The sequence below is a fragment of the Streptomyces sp. NPDC002232 genome (assembly GCF_042890295.1).
Classification (GTDB): Bacteria; Actinomycetota; Actinomycetes; order Streptomycetales; family Streptomycetaceae; genus Streptomyces.
The window spans coordinates 437,403-458,353 of sequence record NZ_JBIARV010000001.1 but is presented as its reverse complement, the minus strand read 5'-3'; the positions used below and the strand labels follow the sequence as shown (position 1 = coordinate 458,353).

The following is a 20,951-nucleotide window of genomic DNA, read 5'->3' as shown; positions in this document are numbered from 1 at the left end:
GTCAGAGCACCTTTCCGGTCGCGGAGGGAGCGGACGGGGAGGCGGCGGACGGGGAGGCGGTGTCCTCCTCGGGCTCCGGTCGGCGGAGCAGTGCGATCGAACCGGAGACGGTGGTCGCCTTGAGGGTGCCCCGGCCCGAACCGAGCGTGCCGGTGATGGACTTGGCGCCCCACTGGCCGCCCACCCGCAGGTCCTCGAAGGCGTTCGACACGGCGCCGCTCGTCGTGCTCGCCTCGACCCGCGCGTCGGCCGGGTGCGGGAGCCGGATGGCGACCTGGCCGGAGACGCTGGTGAGCCGGATGTCGGACGGCGGTCCGTCGAGCCGGGCGGGGTCGAGGTCGATGACCATGTCACCGCTGACCGTGTCGGCCTTCACGGAGGAGCCGGCGCCCTCGATCACCGTGACGTCGCCGGTCACGGAGTTGATCCGCAGTGCGCCGGTGACCGACTGGGCCTCCAGGCTCCCCGAGACGGTCTCGGCCCGGACCGGCCCGGACAGCCCCAGGAGGGTGGTGTCGCCCGTGACGCCGCGCACCGCCGTACGCCCTCTGATCCCCGTGACGACCGCCTCGGCGCCGACCACTCCCACCTCGACGTCGACGCCCGCCGGGACGGCCACCGACACGACGGCCCGGCGCCGGTACTCCTTGCGCTCGAACCACTTGAGGATGCTCTTCCAGTGCAGGTCCTCGTAGGTCACGGTCAGCGTGGAGCCGTCCTGCGTCACGATCAGCGGCGGACCCTCGATCTCGGAGATCTCCACGCGGGCGGAACTCTCGTCCGTCCCCACCACGTTCACCGTGCCGTTGACGATGCGGACCTGCAACAGCGTCACGGGGTCGGCCGGAGCCAGCTTCGTCGGCTCGGTGACGGACCACTCTGTCATGGTGCTGACCTCCCGTATCGGCAACGCAACATATCGCGTCTCTCGAAAGACACGATATATCGCGGCCTTGCGAAGTCAACCCTGACTCTTCCCTGACAGGGACGGGGTAAGAGCCCTCATATCGGGAGAAATTGCCCTAGCGTAGGGCCCATGAACGCGACACCCGGGCCGCACCCCGCCGGAGCCCTCCTGCTCTGCCGCGCCGAGCCCCCGGCGGTCCGGCCGCCGGCCCAACTCCTCCGGGAGCAACTGCTCCTCGCCCCCGCCGGCACCGAGTGGAGCGTGCTCGTACCCGAAGGGAAGCCCTGGCTGCACGGCGGCGAGCCCGTCGAACAGGTCGTCACCGGCTGGGCCACCGCCCTGGCCGTCTCCGCCTCCTGGCCCGTCGTCGCGCTCTGGTGGGACCGCGACCGGGCCGGACTCACGCTCGCCGCGGGCTTCCGCCGCACGGTCGGCTACACCTGGCTCGCGGACGGCACCCCCGTCGGCGAGGACGAGGCCATGCGCACCTTCGCCGCCCGGCTCGCCCTCGATCCCGTCCTGGACCTTCAGGCCCTCGAACCGCTCACCGTGTCCGACCCGGACACCGACTCCCACGGCCGGCTCGTCGGCGTCGTCGCGGTCCTCGCGCGCGCCGGACTCGCGCTGCCCACCGGGATCGTGCCGGGCGAGAGCGCGGACCGGCTGCGCTCCGTCGCCCGCGCCCAAGGCGCGGAAGAGCTCGAATGGGCGGGCTGGCGGGACGCCGTGCGCGCGGAGCTGGACGTGGTGGAGGACGGCCCCCTCGGGCCCTACCTGCGCGGCCCCCGGGCGCGCGTGCTGAACGGGGCGCAGCTTCTCGCGGGGCTGCCGCTGCTGGTCTGGGGCGCGGGCCGGCGCAGCGGCGGCTGGACGGCGGCCGGGGCGCTGCTCGTCGCGCACGGCGCGCTCGGGCTCGCCTACGACCGGCTGCGGGAGCGGTGACCCCGCAGCCGGACCGGTCTCCTACTCGTCGTCGTCCTCGTCGTCGTCCAGACGGGCCAGCCAGGTCGCGAGGCGCTCGACGGGCACCTCGAAGTCGGGGTTGAGATCGACGAACGTCCGCAGCTGCTCGGCGAGCCACTCGAAGGTGACCTCCTCCTCGCCGCGCCGCTTCTCCAGTTCCTCGATGCCACGGTCGGTGAAGTACATGCGATCAGGATAGGCCGTGCCCCCTCACGTCCCCTGTCGCCCGTCAGCCCCACCGATTAGCCTTCTGGATCCAACATCGCTTCGGGGAGCGGGGGCCGCTGTGGCACACGGGATCGCGCGGATTCGACTGGACGACGGCACGCCCGTCTGGGCCCGGGTCAGCGACGCGGAGGAGCTCGGCCGGGGCGGCGGCTTCCAGGACACCGGAGTCAGGGACCGGGTGGTCTCGATGGCCGGCGGGCTCACGGACGTGGTGCGCGGGGTCGTCGGCTCCCTGCGCGCGGGCCTCGACCCGCAGGGGCCGGTGGAGGTCGCCGTCAGCTTCGGCATCGAACTGTCCGCGCAGTCCGGCAAGGTGATCGGCGTCCTGGCGGACGGCGCCGGCAAGGCCTCCGTGAACGTCTCCCTGACCTGGACCGAACCGGGCCCGACGGCCGTCGCGGGCTCGACGGGTGCCGCGGGTCCGACGGCCGTCGCGGGCCCGGAGGCCGCACCGGACGCGACGGAGGGCTCCGGCCCGGCCGCGGCTGGTGTCACGGACGGTCGGGGGAACGACGCCGCCTCCGTCCCCCCGGCGCCGGGCCCGCCGCCGCCCGTCGCGCCGCCCCTGCCGCCCGCACCCCCGGTACCCAGCGCGCGCCCGGCGGCCGATGAGATCGCATGAGCGCCTTCGACGCTCTCGTACGCCCCGCTCTCGTGCGCATCGGCGCTCCCGACGGCGGGTATGACCTGGACGGGGACCGGTTCTGGGGCACCGGCTTCTTCATCGCCCCCGGCTGGGTCCTGACGTGCGCCCATGTCGTGGCCGAGGGGGGTGGCGAGGTGTGGAGGAAAGAGCCCGCCGTCGGCATCACCTGGCAGGAGGGCCGGACCACCCGCCGGTCCATCGGCACCGTGGTGCTCGCCCTGCCCCGCCCCGAGGACCCCGACGAGCGCCCCGAGCCCTGGGGCTTCCCCGACGTCGCCCTCGTGCGCGTGCCCGGCACGCGCAGGGCCTCCTGCGTCCTCCTCGCCGAACTGCCGCCCGACCGCACGACCAGGATCGGCCTGCACGGCTGGTCCCGGGAGACCGGAGAGCTGGGCATCCGGCAGGTCCACGGCAGGCTGAGCGGTGTGGACGCCCGCGCCCTCGTGACGGACGGGGTGCTGCCCGTCGAGGGCTGCTCCGGCGGCCCCGTCGTCGACGACGCCACGGGCGCCGTCATCGGCTTCAACAAGGGACGCTGGTCCGACCAGGGCGCGCTCGTCCCCCTCACCGTCCTGCGCCGCCTGCACGACGTGCCCGGGGGCGAGTTCTGGGCCGAGGCCCTGCGCGACCACGACCGCCATCACCTCGACCACTACCATCGGTCGCTGGACGACGGATCCGACTGGACGCGCGCGCAGGAGCGGCTCGGCGGCCCGCACCCGCTCAGCCCGAAGCTGCGCACCCGCCTGCGGGGACAGCTCGCCGCGCTGCCCCCGCCGATCAACCCCGGCGAGATCATGGACGTCGTCGACCGGGTCAAGGCCTGGATCCGGAACACCACGACCCCGGACGCGTTCGAGGACGACCCGCGCACCTGGAGCGAGGGAGCGGCCCTGCTGTACGGACTGCGGGCGCCCGACCGCAGCGACCCGGGTGACCCCGGTCTCGACGCCGTCCTCCTGTACGCGGCCCATGTCGTCCGGCGGGTCGACGGACGCCCCGGCGGGCTGGGCGAGGCGGCCGCCTTCCGGGGCTGGCTCATCGACCGGGCCGCCGACGCGGGCCCCTTCCTCCGCCGTGAGATCGACGACCTGATCGGCCCGGGCCGTGCGGCGGCGCCCGTCGCCGTCCGCGACCACCGGGCGCGCGCGGACGTGCTCCTGGAGATCGACACGCCGCGCTGGGGGCGGCGCTACCCCTGGCGCGTGAAGCTGCTCCGCGACGGCCACATGGTCACCCCGCTCTCCGGCGACGACAGCGGCGTCGAGCGGGCCCAGCTCCAGCAGACCCTGCGCGGGCCGCTCGCCGAGGCGCTCCGGCTCGGCGACAACGGGCCGCACCTGGCCGCCGTCGAGGCGGTGCTGCCGCGCGAGCTCTTCGACGAGCCGCTCGACACCTGGCGCCTCGAACTTCCGCAGGGCCCCGACGAGGCCTGGGGAGCCATCACCCTCGGACAGCGCCGCATCGTGGTCATCAGGGACGCCCGGCGCCACGACAAGGAGCCGTCGCCCGAGTGGCGCGAGCGCTGGGAGGCCGGGGAACGGGGTCCCCTGCGCGCGGTCCCGCTGCGCGCCGAGGTGCCCGGCGCGGGCCCGGACGCCCACACCGCGCGCGTGCGGCGGGAGACCTGGGCGGAGACGTACGACCGGCTCCGGGAGGCCGAGGGCGGCACCGTGCCCGTCTTCTGCGGTCCCGTCGGCGGCGGTGACGGGCTCATGGCGATGAACGCGGCCCTGACCGCCGGTCATCCGCTGGCCCTCTGGCGGACCGGCGCGCACGACCACAGCGACTGCGCGGACTTCCACGAGCAGGCCGACCGGCTGCTCACGGACGCGCTCACCGCCCAGGGCCTCGGCAAGCCCGTCCGCTCGCTGCGCACCCTGGCGCCGGAGCGGGCCGACCTCGCCTGGGCCGGGACCATCGCCGTCCTGTACGACCCGCCCGACCGCCCGCCGCACGGCGCCCGGCTGGAGGCCCCGCCGCTGCTCGGCGAGGAGGACCCGTGACGACCGCCGGGGCCGCCGCGAGCGGGCCCCGGAGTCCGCGCCTCCCAGCGGCCGGGCCTCGGAGCCCGGTCCGCCCGGCAGCCGGGACACGGAGTCCGGTCCGCCCGGCGCCCGCGACACGCTTACGGCCGGCGTACGTTCCCGGTCACTGCCCGCGCGGGGCACGGGTGCGGCCGCCGTCGGGTCCGGAGGTCTCGCTCGTACGCGGCCCGGGTCCCGCGCCCCTCCCCGCCGGTCACCCCGCGCTCGCCGCACCGACACCGACACCGCCGCCGGACCGTACGGGCGCGCCGGCCCGTACACCCCCTCCACGCACCCGCGTTCGTCCCGCCCGCCCCGGCGTGGGCGGTCCCTTCGGGGACGACCGATTTGGGGGTCGGCAGGGGCTGTCGTGGGCAGTACGTTGCGGAGGGCCCGGCCGGCACACCACAGCCAGGAGGAGTTCATCGTGAACGATTGGCGGATCTACCGCGGGGCCGGGCATCCGCACGACGAGATACAGCGCCTGCCCGCGCCACCTCCCTGGCGCGACTTCTCGACGGGCGGCGCCGACGACACGCTGGCCGGCTCCGACCGGCGGCTCGGCGTCAAGCGCCGGCTCGTCCAGAACCACCACCCCCGGCCCGCCGAGACCGACGCCGTCAACGCCGCCCTGTACCTGCGGCGCCCGCTCCTGGTCACCGGCAACCCGGGCACGGGCAAGTCGACCCTCGCGCACGCGGTCGCCCACGAGCTGCGCCTCGGCCGCGTGCTGCGCTGGCCGATCGTCAGCCGCTCCACCCTCCAGGACGGCCTCTACCGCTACGACGCCATCGGCCGCCTCCAGGACGTCCAGCTGGAGCGGGCCCAGGCCGGCGCCTCCGGCTCCGCCGCCGCGGCCCCGGGCGGCATCGGCTCGTACATCCGGCTCGGCCCGCTGGGCACCGCGCTGCTGCCCTCCGAGCAGCCCCGCGTCCTGCTCATCGACGAGCTCGACAAGAGCGACCTCGACCTGCCCAACGACCTCCTGAACGCCCTGGAGGAGGGCGAGTTCGCCATCCCCGAGCTGGAGCGGCTCGCCGACCGGGAGCCCGTCGTCGAGGTGCTCAGCGACGACGGCCGCAAGGTGCCCGTGTACGGCGGCCGAATCCGCTGCTCCACCTTCCCCTTCATCGTGCTGACCTCCAACGGGGAGCGGGACTTCCCCGCCGCCCTGTTGCGCCGCTGCATCCGCCTGGAGCTGGAACCGCCCGGCGAGGAGCAGATCGGCGCGATGATCGAGGCCCACCTCGGGACCGAGGCCGTCGAGGGCGACGGCGAGCAGGGCCTCGTCCAGCGCTTCCTGAACCGCGAGCCGGGCGAGGTCATCGCCACCGACCAGCTGCTCAACGCGCTCTACCTCACCCAGCACGCCTCCCGCGCCGAGCGGGTGACCCGGGAACGCATCGCGGACATGCTCATGCAGCCGCTCGATCAGCCGAGGTGATGACCGGATGCACCGGACGCGCCGGATGCCTCTGGAGGAGCTGACCCGCAGACTGCGGGCGGGCGGGGCGGACCCGTCCGCCGAGGCGGTCGCGGACGCGCTCTGGCTGTCCCAGTGGCTGCCGGAACCGGAGACTCCCGATCCGGAGCCGCCGCCCCGCGCGCACGGCGGGGGCGACGACGGCGGGAGACCCGGCACGAGCGGGGGCGCCGCCGACGGCGGCACCGAGACCGCCCCGGCCGCCGGCGAGGGACGAGATCCGGCCAATCGCGAGGAGGCACCCCCGCGCACGGCCGCACGCACCGGAGGCCACGAGTCCGTCGCGCTCCACATGCGCGCCGGGACCACGGTGGCCCGGACGCGCGGCGGAGCGGGCGGAGGCACGGGACGGGGCGCGGCTCTGCCCGTCCGCGCGCCCGGCGCGAACGCCCTGCCCGGACTCCTCGGCCTCCAGAAGGCCCTGCGCCCGCTGCGGGGATACGCGCCCGCCCCGCCGCGCCCCGACGAGGGCACCCTCGACGAGGAGGCCACCGCCGAGCGCAGCGCCGCCGCCGGCATCCTGACGCCCGTCCTGCGCCCCGCCGCGAGCCGCCGCCCCGACATCCAGCTCCTCATGGACACCGGCCCCGCCATGGTCGTCTGGGACCGCATGGTCGAGGAGCTCCGCCAGGCCTGCCAGCAGTCCGGCGCCTTCCGCGACGTCCAGGTGCACCGCCTGTACGACACGGGCGAGGGCCCCCCGCTCGTCACCACCACCTCCGGAGCCGACGGCCGCCCCCGGCTCCGCCCCGTCGACCAGCTCCACGACCCCACCGGGCGCCGCCTCACCCTCGTCGTCAGCGACTGCGTGGGACCCCTCTGGCAGCGCGGATCCGCCCAGCGCTTCCTCCGCCAGTGGCCCCGCCACTCCCCGCTGGCCCTCGTCCAGCCCCTGCCGCCGCGCCTCTGGCCCCGCACCGCGCTCCCCGCCGAGCCCGGCACCTTCCAGCGCTCGTCAAGCCCCGGGAGCCCCGCCGCCTTCCGCTCCGACGACGAACCGTGGGCCGATCCCGACCCCTCCCGCCGGGCCGTCCCCGTGCTCACGCCCACCCCCGAGGCCTTCGCGTCCTGGGCCCGGCTCCACACCGGCCACGGCGGCAACACCGTCCGCGGCTGGGCCGCCTGGCTCCACCCCCACCCCGCCGCGCCCCGCCCGGCCGGGACGCCCCGGGTCCCGCGCGGCGACGACGAACTCCTGCGCGCCTTCCGGGCCGGCGCCTCCCCGGGGGCGCTCCGGCTCGCCGTCCACCTCGCGGCGGCCCCGCTGACACTGCCCGTCATGCAGCTCGTCCAGCGCGCCATGCTCCCCGACACCGGGCCCATGGAGCTGGCTGAGGTCCTGCTCAGCGGACTGCTGCGGCGCCTGCCCGGCCCCACCCCGTATCCCTGCTTCAGCTATCCGCCGGGCATCCAGAACCTCCTCCTCGGCTCGCTCGATCCCGGCGCCGCCGCCCTCGTGCTCAAGCACTGCTCGGCCTACGTGGAGCGCAACTTCGGCCAGGGCACGCGGAACTTCCCGGCGCTCGCCGCCGCCCGCCTCGCCGGACACGGCCCCGCCGACGGTGAGGACGGCCCCGGCCTCCCGCACGTGACCGACGGCCCCGACGGACCCACCGGACCCGAGGACGCCGAGGCGGAGCTGTTCGCCCGCATCCCCGCGCGCGTGCTCCGCTTCTACCACCCCGACCTCGTCACCCCCGACCCGCTCACCGAGGCCCGCCGCCTCCTCGACCAGGGACGCGTCCAGTCCGACCCCGCCCTGCTCGCCTCGGCCCGCGAGCGCGCCGAGGAGGCGCTCCCCACCGCCCCCGTCGAGGCCCGCGTGCTCCTCGGCCGCATCCTCTACGCGGAGGCCGGCACCGGCGCCGTCCGGCGCGCGGGCCGCCGACCCGAGCTCCTCGCGCGGGCCGCCGACACGCTCGTACGCGCCGGTGAACAGGCCCGGACCGGGGACGAGCACTGGGCCGAGGCCCGCCTCGAACGGGCCGTCGTCCACCACGCCCTGTGGCAGGAGACCGAGGACCCCCGGCAGCTCGACGCCGCCCTCGCCGCCCTCGCCGAGGACACCGACCGGTGGCCCCCGGCGTCCCGGCCCACGCTGCACCTGCGCCGGGGACGGCTGCTCCTCGCGCGCGGCGAGGGCGCCGCGGCCGCCGAGGAACTCACCGCCTCGCTCGCGCTCGGCGAGAGCGCCGCCGCCCTGCTCGACCTCGCCGACGCCCTGCACCTCGCCGCGGCGGGACCGGACCGGATCGCCCCCGTCCTCGACCGCGCGGAGCCGCTCCTCGGCGACGGCCCCGCCCTGAGGCTGCGTCACACCGCCGCGCGGGCCCGCCTGTACGAGACCACCGGCGACGGCGCGGCCGCCGACGAGGCGTACGAGCGGGCCACCCTGCTCGCCCCCGCCGAGAGCGGACAGCGCGGGCGCCTGCTGCTCACCTGGGGCGAGTCCCTGCTGCGCCGCGCCGCCGCCGTCACCGGGACCCGGCCGGTCGACCGCGCCGAGTCCGTGCTGCGCGAGGCCCTCACCTGCCTCCCCGCCGGAGCCGCGGCCCGCGACCGGGCCCGGATCCTCATCGGCAGCGTCCTCGCCCTCCGCTTCGACCGCGCGGGCTTCCTGCCGGACCTGTACGAGAGCCGCCACCTCCTCGACGAGGCCGTCCGCACCACCCGCGACGCGGCGACCCGGGCCGAGGTCTGGCTCCAGCTGGGCTGGGTGCAGCTCCAGCTGAGCGAGGCGGCCCGGGACGGGCAGCTCGTCGACGCCCTCACCGCCTTCCGGCGCGCCGCCGACGACAGCCGCTCCGCCCGGGGCGACACCCCCGGCACGGTCACCCTGGCGAGGGCGCTCCACGCCCAGGGGACGGTGCTCTACCTGATGGACCGGCTCGGCCACGCCGCCACCGTGCTGCGGGAGGCCGCCGAGCAGTGGCGGCGCCTGGACGGCATGCTGGTGCCGCTGGACTGGGCGGACGTGGAGCGGACCCGGACCCTGCTCGCCGAGGTCACCGCCGACCCGCGCCCGCGACCGGACGGCCTCTCCCGGGAGGAGCGCCGCCGGATCCTGCCGCCCTGGTGGGCCTGGCGCGAACAGGACGCGGAACGGCTGGATAACGGGGGCGCGCATGGGCGCAGTTGAGTCGAACGGGTTTCCGTCTCCGAGGCGTCGGGAAGAACCGCTCCGCCGCTACGACCGTGGGGGACAAGGGTCGGTGAGGAGGAGCCGAGGGTGTTGGAGCACGCGAAGCGGGTCGCAGGTGCCGACCGGGGCGGCGCACGGCCACGGGGCCTGCCCGACCTCACCGGTGTCGACCTCCGGACCTTGCGCTTCATGGACGATCCCGCCCTGGTGGCCGCCGTCGAGCGGGTCCTCGGGGATCCGCGGGAGCTGGGCGCCTCCTGGTTCGTCGAGGGCGGCGGGGACGGGATCGACGGCTGACCTCCGGTGGACCGGCCGCGCCGACCAGCCGTTTCCGGTCAGATGCGGGCCCTGCGCCCTGAGCCCGTGGAGGCGGGAGTGACCACCCCGCCGCTGCCCGCACCCGTCTTCGCCCGCCTCGCCCGGCTCAGCCCCGCCCCGGACGGGCTCACGACGCTGCGGTCCGCCCTGCACGCCCGGCGCCTGCTGCTCCTCAAGGCGCTCCTGGTGCGCGTCCACCGGAACCGGGCGTCCGTCGAGCCGGGCGCGCTCGACCGGTTCGAACGCTCCTGGGAGCTGCTCGAACGCGTCGAGCGACGCCGTCCCGCCGTGGTCCGTGACGTCCTCGACTACCCGACGACCGGGGCCTGGCTGGCCGGGGCGCTGGCCGAGCCCGCCGGACCGGCCTTCGACGGGCTGCTCGGCCACCTCGACCACCTCGCGGTCACGGCCGCCCTGCGCGCCGGCGGCGCCCTCGACGTGACCGTGGAGACCCCGGACGGACTGCTGTCGCTGCCCGGTGTCGGACGGCTGAGCGTGGCCGCGGAGCGCGTCCGGGTCACCGCCGGCGAGCCGGCCGTCCGCTTCCATCCGGACGGCGCCCGCCACGCCGCCCCCGCCGTCCTCACCCGGTCCGGCCGGCATCGTGGCGTGCTCGTGGGCCGGGGCCCCGGCTGGCGCGCGGTCCGCCCGCTGCACGGCGGCGCCGCGTGCCTGGACGACGTCGACCCGTACCGCGTGCCGTCCGGAGCGGGCGGCACCGTGGTGGTCGCGGCCGACCCCGCCGAGACCGACCACGCCGCGTGGACCGGCACCTGGCGCGCCGCGCACCACCTGCTGGCCCGCACGCACCCCGGACGGGCGGCCGAGGTGTCCCACGGCGTCCGCGCGGTCGTCCCCGTCCTCCGCCGCGGCCCCCGGCACGTCGGGGCCACGCTGAGCGCCGCCCCCGGAGCCGTACTGACCTCGCTGCCCGCCGACGGGCTCGGCATGGCCGAGACGCTCGTGCACGAGCTGCACCACAGCAAGCTGGCCACCCTGCACGAACTGGTGCCCCTGTACGGCCCCGGGCGGGGCGCCCTGTACCGGGTCGGCTGGCGGTCGGACCCGCGACCGCTCGCCGGTGTCCTCCACGGGGCCTACGCGCATCTCGCCCTGGCCGAGCTGTGGCGGCGCACGGGAAGTGCCGACGGGGTGCCGCCGGTCTGGCGGCGCGCTGCCGGGCAACAGTTCGACGACATCCACGATCAGGTGGGCGCGGCCCTGCGGATCCTGCTTGAATCCGATGAACTGACCGTGGAGGGGCGGGAGTTCGTGCGTCAAATGAGGCTGCACCACGCGAGCCTCGGCACGGCCCCCCTGGCTGCTGGGTAACACTGTGCCCACGGCACATGACACCGCGTTGCGCGGGAGCGGGACGGGAGACACGACAGATGGCGGAACAGCGATCGGGCGGTGCGGCGGACCAGGGAGCCAGGAGCGCCCCGGAACACGTCCTCGTGGTCTTCCCCGGCTACCACCGCCCGTGGGCGACCTGGATCAACCAACGGCTCGACGCCCACGGAGTGCGCGCCAGCCTCCAGCGCTGGGACCCGCCGCGCGAGGTGCCCCTGGAGGACTCGCTCGGCGACCTGCTCCTCGCCCGCGGACAGGTGCTGCTCGTCCTGGACGACTGGTTCTTCCAGCTCGGCCCGCGCGCGGCCGGCGAGTGGAACGACGTCCTGCGGGGCTTCGTCGCCGCCCAGGCCCAGCGGTTCGCCGCGGTCAACCTCACCAACCGCACCCTGCTCCCGGCGACCGCCGTCCTCGAACCCGTCAGCCTGTGGGGCGTCGGCGAGGAGGAGGCAGAGGCCCGGCTGCTCAGCCGGCTCTCCATCGAGCCCCGCCGCTCGGCCGGCCGCCGGCTCCCGGCCGGGTCACTCGTCCGCTTCCCCGACACCCCTCCCGAGGTCTGGGGCGAGATCCCGCGCCGCAACCCCCGCTTCACCGGCCGCGACGACCTGCTCACCGAGCTCCAGGAACGCCTCATGGACGCCGAGCGCGGCAGCGCCGCGTGCACCCTGCTCGGCATGTCCGGCATCGGCAAGACCCAGATCGCCGCCGAGTACGCCCACCGCTTCAGCTCCGACTACGACGTCGTCTGGTGGGTCAGCTCCGACGACCGCAACGTCCAGCGCGACCGCTTCGGCGAACTCGCCACCGAACTCGGCCTCCCCACCGGCAACGAGCCCGGTGAACGCATCCGCGCCGTCCGCGAGGCCCTGCGCCGCGGCGACCCGCACTCCCGCTGGCTCATCGTCTTCGACGGCTGGGACGACACGGACGGCGCGAACGTCATGCTGCCGCACGGCCCCGGCCACGTCCTCGTCACCTCGCGCAACCGGGGCTGGGGCGACTACACCGACATCCTCGAGGTCCCCGGCTTCGACCGCGCCGAGTCCACCGCCTATCTGATGCGCCGCGCACCGCACATCACCGCGCCCGAGGCGGAGGAGGTCGCCGCCGAGTTCGGGGACGTACCGCTGCCGCTGGTGCAGGCCGCCGCCTGGCTCGGCGAGTCCCGCATGGAGGTCTCCGAGTACCTCCACATGGTCCGCGAGGGACGCATCTCCGCCGTCGAGCCGTCCGGCGACGGCTTCCCGCAGGCGTCCCTCACCTCCTGGTCGATACTGATCAACCGGCTCCGACGCGCCCAGCCGCAGGCCATCGACGTGCTCAGCCTGTGCGCCTCCTTCGCCCCCGGCCGCATCCCGCTCGGCCTCATCCGCGCCTACCCGCAGGCCGACCTCCCCGAGGACCTGCGCTGGATGACCACCGACCTCGCCGCCTGGTCCCGCGCCCTGGACACCCTGGTCAACTACTCGGTCCTCACCCGGGAGACCCGGGGCCCGGTCAACAACGCCGAGGTCGGCCCGCACCAGGAGTCCGTGCACATGCACCGGCTCGTCCACGACATCGTCGCCCGCCTCACCGAGGGCGACCACCGCGCCGCCCACCGCCAGGCCGTCCGCACCCTGCTCGCCGAGGCCGACCCCGGCAACCCCATGGACAGCCGCCACTGGCCCCGGTACGCCGAACTCCTGCCCCACCTGGAACCCTCCGGCGCGCTCCTCAGCCACAATCCGCGCACCCAGACCGCCGTGCTCAACTGCCTGCGCTACTGCTTCCGCAGCGGCGAGTTCCGGGCCGGCATCCAGCTCGCCGAGAAGATCCGCGACAACTGGTCCACCTTCATGACCCCCCTGGACCAGCCCATGCTCGACCTGACCACCCAGCAGAGCAACATCCTGCGGTCCTTCGGGCGGTTCCGCGAGGCGTACGACCTCGACCTCGCCCAGCGGGAACGCCTCGCCGCCGCCCAGCCCCCCAACGAGCTCGGCACCCTGCTCTCCAGCAGCGCCATCTCCAGCGACCTGCGCTTCCTCGGCCAGTACAGGGAGGCGGAGCGACTCCAGCGCCAGGTCCTCGCCGACGCCGAACGCCTCCTCGGCGGCGCCGAGTTCTCCACCCTCGTCGCCCGGCACAACCTCGGGGTCACCCTGCGGCAGCTCGGCCGCTTCCAGGAGGCGTACGAGTCCGACGCCGAGACCCTCACCCAGAGCGAGCGGGTGCTCGGCAAGCGCCACTCCCAGACCCTCAACTCCAGCAACGCCCTCGCACACGACCTCCGGCTCCTCGGCCAGTACCGCGAGGCACTCGCCCGCCAGGAGGCCAACGTCCTGCGGCACGTGCAGGTCCTCGGGCCGCAGCACCTCCAGAGCCTGTACGCCCGCACCCAGCTGGCTCTGTGCCGGCGCCGCGAGGGCGGCTTCCAGCAGGACCTCGGCGCCACCATGGCCAGCCTCCTCGACCAGCTGGAGCAGGTCCACGGCCGCACCCACTACGTGACGCTCTCCTCCCTCAACAACTACGCCAACTACCTCCGCGAACACGGCGACCTCGGCCAGGCCCGCGAGCTCAGCCGGGAGGCCGAGGCCGGATACCGGGCCCTCCTCGGACCCGCGCACCCCGTCGCCACCGGCGTCCTCGCCAACACCGCGCTCGTCCTCCAGGCCTCCGGCGAACGCGCCGACGCCCTGGCCATCCTGGAGGCCGCTCTCGCCGGACTCACCTCCTCGCTCGGCTCCGACCACCCCTGGGTCCTCGGCTGCGCGCTCAACACCGGCGCCGCGCGCAACTTCAACGGCCGGGTGCACGACGCCGCCGAGCTCAGCCGGGACACCCTGCGCCGCGCCCGGCACACCCTGGGCAACGAGCACCCGCTCACCCTGTCCAGCCAGGTGGCGCTCGCCACCGACCTGCGCGGCCTCCGGGAGAACGAGGAGGCGGCCAAGCTGGAGGAGGCCGCGCTGCTCAGCCTCACCCGGACGCTCGGCGCCCAGCACCCGCACACCCTGTCGGCACGTCAGCGCAACCGGCCCTACTGGGACTTCGAGGCCAACCTGGGCTGAGCGCCGACCGGCGGACACGCCGGAGGCCCGGCACCCCGAGGGGTGCCGGGCCTCCTTCCGTACGCGTACGGAGCGGTCGATCAGGCGTCGAAGACCTCGTTGACCAGCTGCTGCTGCTCCGCCTGGTGGCGCTTGGCCGAGCCGACCGCCGGGGAGGAGGAGTGCGGACGCGAGATCCGGCGCAGGCGCTCGCCCGCCGGGATGTCCGCGCCGACCGCCAGGTCCAGGTGGTCGATCAGGTTGAGCGCGATGAACGGCCAGGCACCCTGGTTCGCCGGCTCCTCCTGGGCCCAGATGTACTTCGCGGCGTTCGGGTACTTGGCGATCTCGGCCTGAAGCTCGGCACCCGGCAGCGGGTACAGGCGCTCCAGACGGATGATCGCCGTCTCCTTGTCACCGCGCTTCTGACGCTCGGCCTCCAGGTCGTAGTAGACCTTGCCGGCGCAGAAGACGACCTTGCGGACGTCGGCCGGGTCGACCGTCGAGTCGCCGATCACCGGGCGGAAGCCGCCGGTGGTGAACTCCTCCACCGTGGACGCCGCCGCCTTCAGACGCAGCATCGACTTCGGGGTGAAGACGATGAGCGGCTTGTGGTGCGGGTTGTGCACCTGCCAGCGCAGGAGGTGGAAGTAGTTCGACGGCAGCGTCGGCATGGCGACCGTCATGTTGTCCTGGGCGCACATCTGGAGGAAGCGCTCCGGGCGGGCGGACGAGTGGTCCGGGCCCTGGCCCTCGTAGCCGTGCGGCAGGAGCAGCGTGACGCCGGAGGTCTGGCCCCACTTCTGCTCGGCCGAGGAGATGAACTCGTCGACGACGGTCTGCGCGCCGTTGACGAAGTCACCGAACTGGGCCTCCCAGATGACCAGGGAGTCCGGGCGGGCCAGCGAGTAGCCGTACTCGAAGCCCATCGCCGCGTACTCGCTGAGCAGCGAGTCGTAGACGTTGTAGTGGGCCTGCTCCTCGGTCAGGTAGAGCAGCGGGGTGTAGTCCTCGCCGGTCTCCTGGTCGACCAGGACCGCGTGGCGCTGGCCGAAGGTGCCGCGGCGGGAGTCCTGGCCCGAGAGGCGGACCGGGGTGCCCTCCATCAGCAGGGAGCCGATGGCGAGGGTCTCGCCGAAGCCCCAGTCGATGGTGCCGTCGTCGATGGAGGCGGCGCGGCGCTGCATCTGCGGGAGCAGACGCGGGTGGACCGTGACCCGCTCCGGGATGCTGACCTGCGACTCGGCGATCCGCTTCACGACCTCCTGGGAGACCGCGGTGGTGACGCCGACCGGGAACTCGGCCTGCGCGTCGGGGACCGTCGTCGACGACGGGGCGGTGGTGGCCTCGCGGACCTCCGCGAACACCTTCTCCAGCTGGCCCTGGAAGTCCTGGAGCGACTGCTCCGCCTCTTCGAGGGTGATGTCGCCGCGACCGATGAGCGACTCGGTGTACAGCTTGCGCACCGAACGCTTCTTGTCGATCAGGTTGTACATCTGCGGGTTGGTGAACGAGGGGTTGTCGCCCTCGTTGTGACCGCGGCGGCGGTAGCAGATGAGGTCGATCACGACGTCCTTGTTGAACGTCTGGCGGAACTCGAAGGCGAGCCGCCCGACGCGGACCACGGCCTCCGGGTCGTCGCCGTTCACGTGGAAGATCGGCGCCTCGATCATGCGGGCCACGTCGGTCGCGTACATCGAGGAACGCGAGGACTCCGGGGCGGCGGTGAAGCCGACCTGGTTGTTGATGACGATGTGGACCGTGCCGCCGGTGCGGTAGCCCCGCAGCTGCGACATGTTCAGCGTCTCGGCGACGACGCCCTGGCCCGCGAAGGCCGCGTCGCCGTGCAGGGCGACGGGCAGGACGGTGAAGTCCGTGCCGCCCTTGTTGATGACGTCCTGCTTGGCGCGGACGATGCCTTCCAGGACCGGGTCGACCGCCTCCAGGTGGGAGGGGTTGGCGGCCAGGGAGACGCGGATCTCCTCGCCGTCGAGGCCCGTGAAGGTGCCCTCGGCGCCCAGGTGGTACTTGACGTCGCCGGAGCCGTGCATCGACTTCGGGTCGAGGTTGCCCTCGAACTCGCGGAAGATCTGCGCGTACGACTTGCCGACGATGTTCGCGAGGACGTTCAGACGGCCGCGGTGGGCCATGCCGATGACGACCTCGTCGAGGCGCGACTCGGCGGCCGAGTCGATGACCGCGTCGAGCAGCGGGATGACGGACTCGCCGCCCTCCAGGGAGAAGCGCTTCTGGCCGACGTACTTCGTCTGGAGGAAGGTCTCGAAGGCCTCGGCCGCGTTCAGCCGGCGCAGGATCCGCAGCTGCTCCTCGCGCTCCACGCGGGAGTGCGGGCGCTCGACGCGGTCCTGGATCCACTTGCGCTGCTTCGGGTCCTGGATGTGCATGAACTCGACGCCGGTGGTGCGGCAGTACGAGTCGCGGAGCACGCCGAGGATGTCGCGGAGCTTCATCATCGACTTGCCGGCGAAGCCGCCGACCGCGAACTCCCGCTCCAGGTCCCACAGGGTGAGGCCGTGCTCGGTGATGTCCAGGTCGGGGTGCTTGCGCTGCTTGTACTCCAGCGGGTCGGTGTCGGCCATGACGTGGCCGCGGACCCGGTAGGAGTGGATGAGCTCGAAGACGCGCGCGGCCTTGGTGACGTCGTCGTCGTGCGAGGCGTCGATGTCCTTGAGCCAGCGGACCGGCTCGTAGGGGATGCGCAGGGCCTTGAAGATCTCGTCGTAGAAGCCCTCCTCGCCGAGGAGGAGGTTCGCCACGATCCGCAGGAACTCGCCGGAGGCGGCGCCCTGGATGACGCGGTGGTCGTACGTCGAGGTCAGGGTCATGACCTTGGAGATGCCCAGCTTGTTCAGGGTGTCCTGGGAGGTGCCCTGGAACTCGGCCGGGTAGTCCATCGAGCCGACGCCCATGATGACCGACTGTCCGGGCATCAGGCGCGGCACGGAGTGGACGGTGCCGAGGCCGCCGGGGTTGGTCAGGGAGACCGTTACGCCGGAGAAGTCGTCCATCGTCAGCTTGCCCACGCGGGCGCGCTTGACGATGTCCTCGTAGGCCTGCCAGAACTCGAAGAAGTTGAGCGTCTCGGCCTTCTTGATCCCCGCGACGACGAGCTGGCGGTCGCCGTTGGGCTTCACCAGGTCGATCGCGAGGCCGAAGTTCACGTGCTCCGGCTTGACCAGGGTCGGCTTGCCGTCCTTCTCCGCGAAGGAGTGGTTCATCGACGGCATGGCCTTGATCGCCTGCACCATCGCGTAGCCGATGAGGTGCGTGAAGGAGATCTTCCCGCCCCGGGCGCGCTTCAGGTGGTTGTTGATCACGATCCGGTTGTCGAAGAGCAGCTTCACCGGGACGGCGCGGACGGACGTGGCCGTCGGCACCTCCAGGGAGGCGTTCATGTTCTTCGCGACCGCGGCGGCGGGGCCGCGCAGCGTGATCAGCTCGGGGCCGGCGGGGGCCTCGGCGGCCGGAGCGGCCTTCGCGGGCGCCGGGGCGGCCTTCGTCGGCGCCGGAGCGGCGGCGGCGGGCTTGGCGGCGGCCGGCGCGGGAGCCGCGGCGGGCTTCGCGGGGGCCGGGGCCGGGGCCGGGGCGGGCGCGGGAGCCGGAACGGCCGCCGGAGCGGCAGGCGCGGCCTGTGCGGGGCCTGCCTGCTGCGCGACCGGCGCGCTCTGAGTGGTGGTGGGGGCCTGGGCGGCCGGGGTCTCCGACGCTCCGGGCTTGTAGTCGGCGAAGAAGTCCCACCAGGCACGATCGACCGAATTCGGGTCCTGGAGGTACTGCTGGTAGATCTCGTCGACGAGCCACTCATTGGCGCCGAAGGCGGCTGCGGGGCTCACGCCCTGCCCGTCTTGGTGGGCCGGGGAGCTCGGGGTACTGGGGGACTGAGACGACACGGCGGCAACCGCCCTCTTCCGCTTCGCATTGTGATGGACAGCGGAAATAAAGGCTACGCCTGTCCGGCCGGGAGGTGCAGGCCGGGCACTGCCAACGTCGTGCAAGTCACACTTGACGGGGTGTTTCGCGCCCGTGAATGGCGGGAAACAACCGTGGTTTCGGACGTGTGAGGGTACGGAAAAGCACGAGCACGGCCCTGTTCGACCGCACCCCTGACCACGTCCTGCTCACGTACACGCAGAACGTGCTCTTCCGGTTCGAGCGTACGTCAATCTCTCAGGGGAAGGCTGCCCGGAAGAGTGACTCTGATGCGGCACCCGCGTGACGATTCGGCCACTCCGATTCCGCCGCCGTGCAGATCCACGGCCCAGCGCGCGATCGCCAGACCGAGGCCCGTGCCGCCGTCGCTCCCGGGGCCGTTCCGGTCCGGCGACGATCCCCGGTTGAAGCGCTGGAAGACCTTGTGCCGCTCCGACTCCGGGATGCCGGGGCCCTCGTCCTCGACCTCCAGCTCCAGCGAGTCCTGGTACGGGCCGCGCCGGGCCCGGACCGTGACCCGGCCGTGCGGCGGCGAGTGCTTCACCGCGTTGTCGATCAGGTTCGCCATCACCTGGTGCAGCCGCTCCGCGTCCGCGACGGCGACCAGCTCCGGCGGCGACACGTCGAGGTGCAGGTGCACGTCGGTGCGGCGGTGCAGGCCGGACGTGGACGACAGGCCGCGCTGGGACGCGGCCAGGTTCGCCTCCCGCAGCACGCCCGACAGATAGGGCCAGACCTCGAAGCGGCCCGCCCGCAGGGCGACGACACCGTTGTCAAGGCGTGACAGGTCCAGCAGGGTCTCCACCAGCCGGCCGAGCCGCTCCGTCTGTTTCAGCGCCGACCGCATGGTCTCCGGATCGGCCTCCGACACCCCGTCCACCACGTTCTCCAGGACGGCCCGGAGCGCGGCGATCGGTGTGCGCAGCTCGTGCGAGACGTTCGCCACCAGCTCCTTGCGGTGCCGGTCGACGGCCTCCAGGTCGTCCGCCATGCGGTTGATCGTCGAGGCGAGGTCGCCGAGCTCGTCCCGCCGGTCCGCGCCCCGCACCCGGCGGCTGAAGTCCCCGCGGGAGATCGAGCCGGCCACCGTGTTCATCTCGTCGAGCGGCGCCGTCAGGGACTGCGCGACGAACTGCGTGATCAGCAGGGTCGCGATCATCGCGAAGATCGTGATGTACCGGAACTCCGTGGACGTGCGGATCGCGACCAGGGCCAGGCAGGAGGTCAGCAGGACCGCCCCGACGACCAGGGTGCCCAGCTTGGTCTTGATCGAGATCACGATGCGTCGGCGCGGGTGCTCTCGCCGTCCCAGGTGCGGCCTCCCGGGCCCCGGCGGATTCACGGCGCCGGGGTCTCCAGCGCGTAGCCGACGCCGTGGACCGTGCGGATGCGCTCGGCTCCGATCTTCCGGCGCAGGGCCTTGATGTGGCTGTCGACGGTCCGGGTGCCCGAGGCGTCCGCCCAGTCCCAGACCTCCGCGAGCAGCTGTTCGCGGGAGAGGACCGCGCGGGGCGTGCTGGCGAGGCAGACCAGCAGGTCGAACTCGGTCGGGGTCAGGTGCACGTCCTCCGCCCGGACCCGCACCCGGCGCTGCGCGTGGTCGATCTCCAGTTCGCCCAGGCGGAGGATCCCGCTGCGCGGGGTGACCGCCGCGAGCGCGGCCCGCTCCACCCGGCGCAGCAGCACGTGCACCCGGGCGGCCAGCTCGCGCATCGAGAAGGGCTTGGTCATGTAGTCGTCCGCGCCGACGCCGAGCCCGACCAGCATGTCGGTCTCGTCGTCCCGGGCGGTCAGCATGAGGACCGGGACGGGGCGCTGGGCCTGGACCCTGCGGCACACCTCCAGGCCGTCGAATCCGGGGAGCATCACGTCCAGGACCATCAGGTCGGGCTGCCAGGCCTCGGCCGCGTCGACGGCCGCGGGGCCGTCGGTCGCGGTCTGCACGAGGAAGCCCTCGGCGCGCAGCCGTGCGGCGATCGCCTCCACGATGGTGGCGTCGTCCTCGACCACGAGGACGCGCCGCTGGGCCCCCGGAGTGGCCGCCGCACCGTGGTGAGTGGTGTGTGTCTGCTCCATTGCCCCGCCTCGCGTCGCCGATGTCGGCTCAGCAGCCTAGAGGTAGCGGCGGCGTCCCGGCTATCCAGGAGTTATCCGGGGCGGACCGCGAGGTGCACCGCGTCGGGGACGCCCCGGGCAACGGGGATCTCTTCCGTCCGTACCCCGCTGAATCCGGCATTCCGCAAGGACCCTTCGAAATCGGCGGACGGCCGGGCGGACCACACGGCGAGGATTCCGCCGGGGTTCAGGCGGGCCGCGCACAGGGCCAATCCCTCGGCCGAGTAAAGGGATTCGTTGTCCTGGGTGACCGTCCAGTCGGGGCCGTTGTCGATGTCGAGACAGAGGGCGTCGTAGGTGTCGGCGGTGGTGCGGAGGTGGGTCACGAGGTCCGTGTGCAGGATCACGGTGCGCGGATCGGCGAGCGCGGCCCCGGAGACGGCCGCGAGGGGGCCTCGGCGGTGCCAGTCGATGATCGCCTCCTCGCGCTCGGCGACCGCGATCCGGCCCCAGCGCGGGTCGGCGGCGGCATGGGCGAGGGAGAAGCCGACGCCGAGGCCGCCGACGAGGACGGAGGCGCCGGTGCGGGACTCCTCGGGGAGGGCGGCCAGCGCGGCGTCGACCAGGAGCCGCTCGGAGCGCCCGTCGGAGGTGTCCATCAGGAAGGTGCCGTTGGCGATGATCTCGTAGTGCTCGCCGCGCCGGCGGAGCACCACCTCCCCGTACGGCCCGTCGCGGCGGTCGAGGGTGACGGGGCTGGTCATGATCACTCCGTGGCTCGGTCTCGGTACGGTTCGTCCCGGCCATCCTGCGCGGCGCCGAGGGCCGGGACAAACCGTTAAC

14 protein-coding genes are annotated in these 20,951 nt (G+C 73.9%); 8 read left to right on the top strand and 6 right to left on the bottom strand.

Going from position 1 to position 20,951, the window contains the following annotated elements; translation table 11 throughout:
* Window position 1: 1 nt before the first annotated feature.
* Complete coding sequence (locus ACFYXU_RS01965; protein WP_376510637.1) at window positions 2-886, bottom strand: DUF4097 domain-containing protein; 885 nt, start codon at window positions 884-886, stop codon at window positions 2-4.
* Window positions 887-1,036: 150 nt separating this feature from the next.
* On the opposite strand from ACFYXU_RS01965, the gene ACFYXU_RS01960 reads away from it, so the two are divergent.
* The gene (locus tag ACFYXU_RS01960) at window positions 1,037-1,849 is read left to right on the top strand and encodes a hypothetical protein (protein ID WP_389408035.1); all 813 of its coding nucleotides are present in this window, start codon (window positions 1,037-1,039) and stop codon (window positions 1,847-1,849) included.
* 21 nt (window positions 1,850-1,870) lie between these two features.
* Here the strand turns inward: ACFYXU_RS01960 and ACFYXU_RS01955 are convergent, their stop codons facing one another.
* A complete protein-coding gene (locus ACFYXU_RS01955) occupies window positions 1,871-2,056 on the bottom strand; it encodes a DUF6104 family protein (protein WP_024761804.1) in 186 nt (61 codons plus the stop codon).
* A 100-nt stretch (window positions 2,057-2,156) separates the two neighbouring features.
* Here ACFYXU_RS01955 and ACFYXU_RS01950 point away from each other — a divergent pair, with 100 nt between their 5' ends.
* From ACFYXU_RS01950 to fxsT, 7 genes are all read left to right on the top strand, one after another.
* On the top strand, window positions 2,157-2,720 hold the full coding sequence (locus ACFYXU_RS01950; protein ID WP_389456223.1) for a CU044_2847 family protein: 564 nt from the start codon (window positions 2,157-2,159) through the stop codon (window positions 2,718-2,720).
* Complete coding sequence (locus ACFYXU_RS01945) at window positions 2,717-4,750, top strand: trypsin-like peptidase domain-containing protein (RefSeq protein WP_376510643.1); 2,034 nt, start codon at window positions 2,717-2,719, stop codon at window positions 4,748-4,750. The genes ACFYXU_RS01950 and ACFYXU_RS01945 overlap by 4 nt, the downstream gene beginning before the upstream one ends.
* Before the next feature lie 448 nt (window positions 4,751-5,198).
* Complete coding sequence (locus ACFYXU_RS01940) at window positions 5,199-6,215, top strand: MoxR family ATPase (protein WP_329851630.1); 1,017 nt, start codon at window positions 5,199-5,201, stop codon at window positions 6,213-6,215.
* 7 nt (window positions 6,216-6,222) lie between these two features.
* Window positions 6,223-9,393: an SAV_2336 N-terminal domain-related protein gene (locus ACFYXU_RS01935; RefSeq protein ID WP_389456221.1), complete on the top strand. Its 3,171-nt coding sequence runs from the start codon at window positions 6,223-6,225 to the stop codon at window positions 9,391-9,393.
* Between the two features lie 90 nt (window positions 9,394-9,483).
* Window positions 9,484-9,693, top strand: a complete 210-nt coding sequence (locus ACFYXU_RS01930; protein WP_361402130.1) for a hypothetical protein — start codon at window positions 9,484-9,486, stop codon at window positions 9,691-9,693.
* A gap of 78 nt (window positions 9,694-9,771) precedes the next feature.
* A complete protein-coding gene (locus ACFYXU_RS01925; protein WP_389408037.1) occupies window positions 9,772-11,046 on the top strand; it encodes an HEXXH motif domain-containing protein in 1,275 nt (424 codons plus the stop codon).
* Window positions 11,047-11,105: 59 nt separating this feature from the next.
* A complete protein-coding gene (gene fxsT, locus ACFYXU_RS01920) occupies window positions 11,106-14,123 on the top strand; it encodes an FxSxx-COOH system tetratricopeptide repeat protein (protein WP_389456218.1) in 3,018 nt (1,005 codons plus the stop codon).
* Window positions 14,124-14,203: 80 nt separating this feature from the next.
* On the opposite strand, the gene ACFYXU_RS01915 is transcribed toward fxsT, so the two are convergent.
* From ACFYXU_RS01915 to ACFYXU_RS01900, 4 genes are all read right to left on the bottom strand, one after another.
* Window positions 14,204-18,013, bottom strand: coding sequence for a multifunctional oxoglutarate decarboxylase/oxoglutarate dehydrogenase thiamine pyrophosphate-binding subunit/dihydrolipoyllysine-residue succinyltransferase subunit (locus ACFYXU_RS01915; RefSeq protein ID WP_389456216.1), 3,810 nt, complete (start codon window positions 18,011-18,013; stop codon window positions 14,204-14,206).
* Between the two features lie 269 nt (window positions 18,014-18,282).
* A complete protein-coding gene (locus ACFYXU_RS01910; protein WP_376510720.1) occupies window positions 18,283-19,335 on the bottom strand; it encodes an ATP-binding protein in 1,053 nt (350 codons plus the stop codon).
* 56 nt (window positions 19,336-19,391) lie between these two features.
* A complete protein-coding gene (locus ACFYXU_RS01905) occupies window positions 19,392-20,129 on the bottom strand; it encodes a response regulator transcription factor (RefSeq protein ID WP_329851621.1) in 738 nt (245 codons plus the stop codon).
* 71 nt (window positions 20,130-20,200) lie between these two features.
* Complete coding sequence (locus ACFYXU_RS01900; RefSeq protein WP_389456214.1) at window positions 20,201-20,872, bottom strand: spermidine synthase; 672 nt, start codon at window positions 20,870-20,872, stop codon at window positions 20,201-20,203.
* Window positions 20,873-20,951 lie beyond the last annotated feature (79 nt).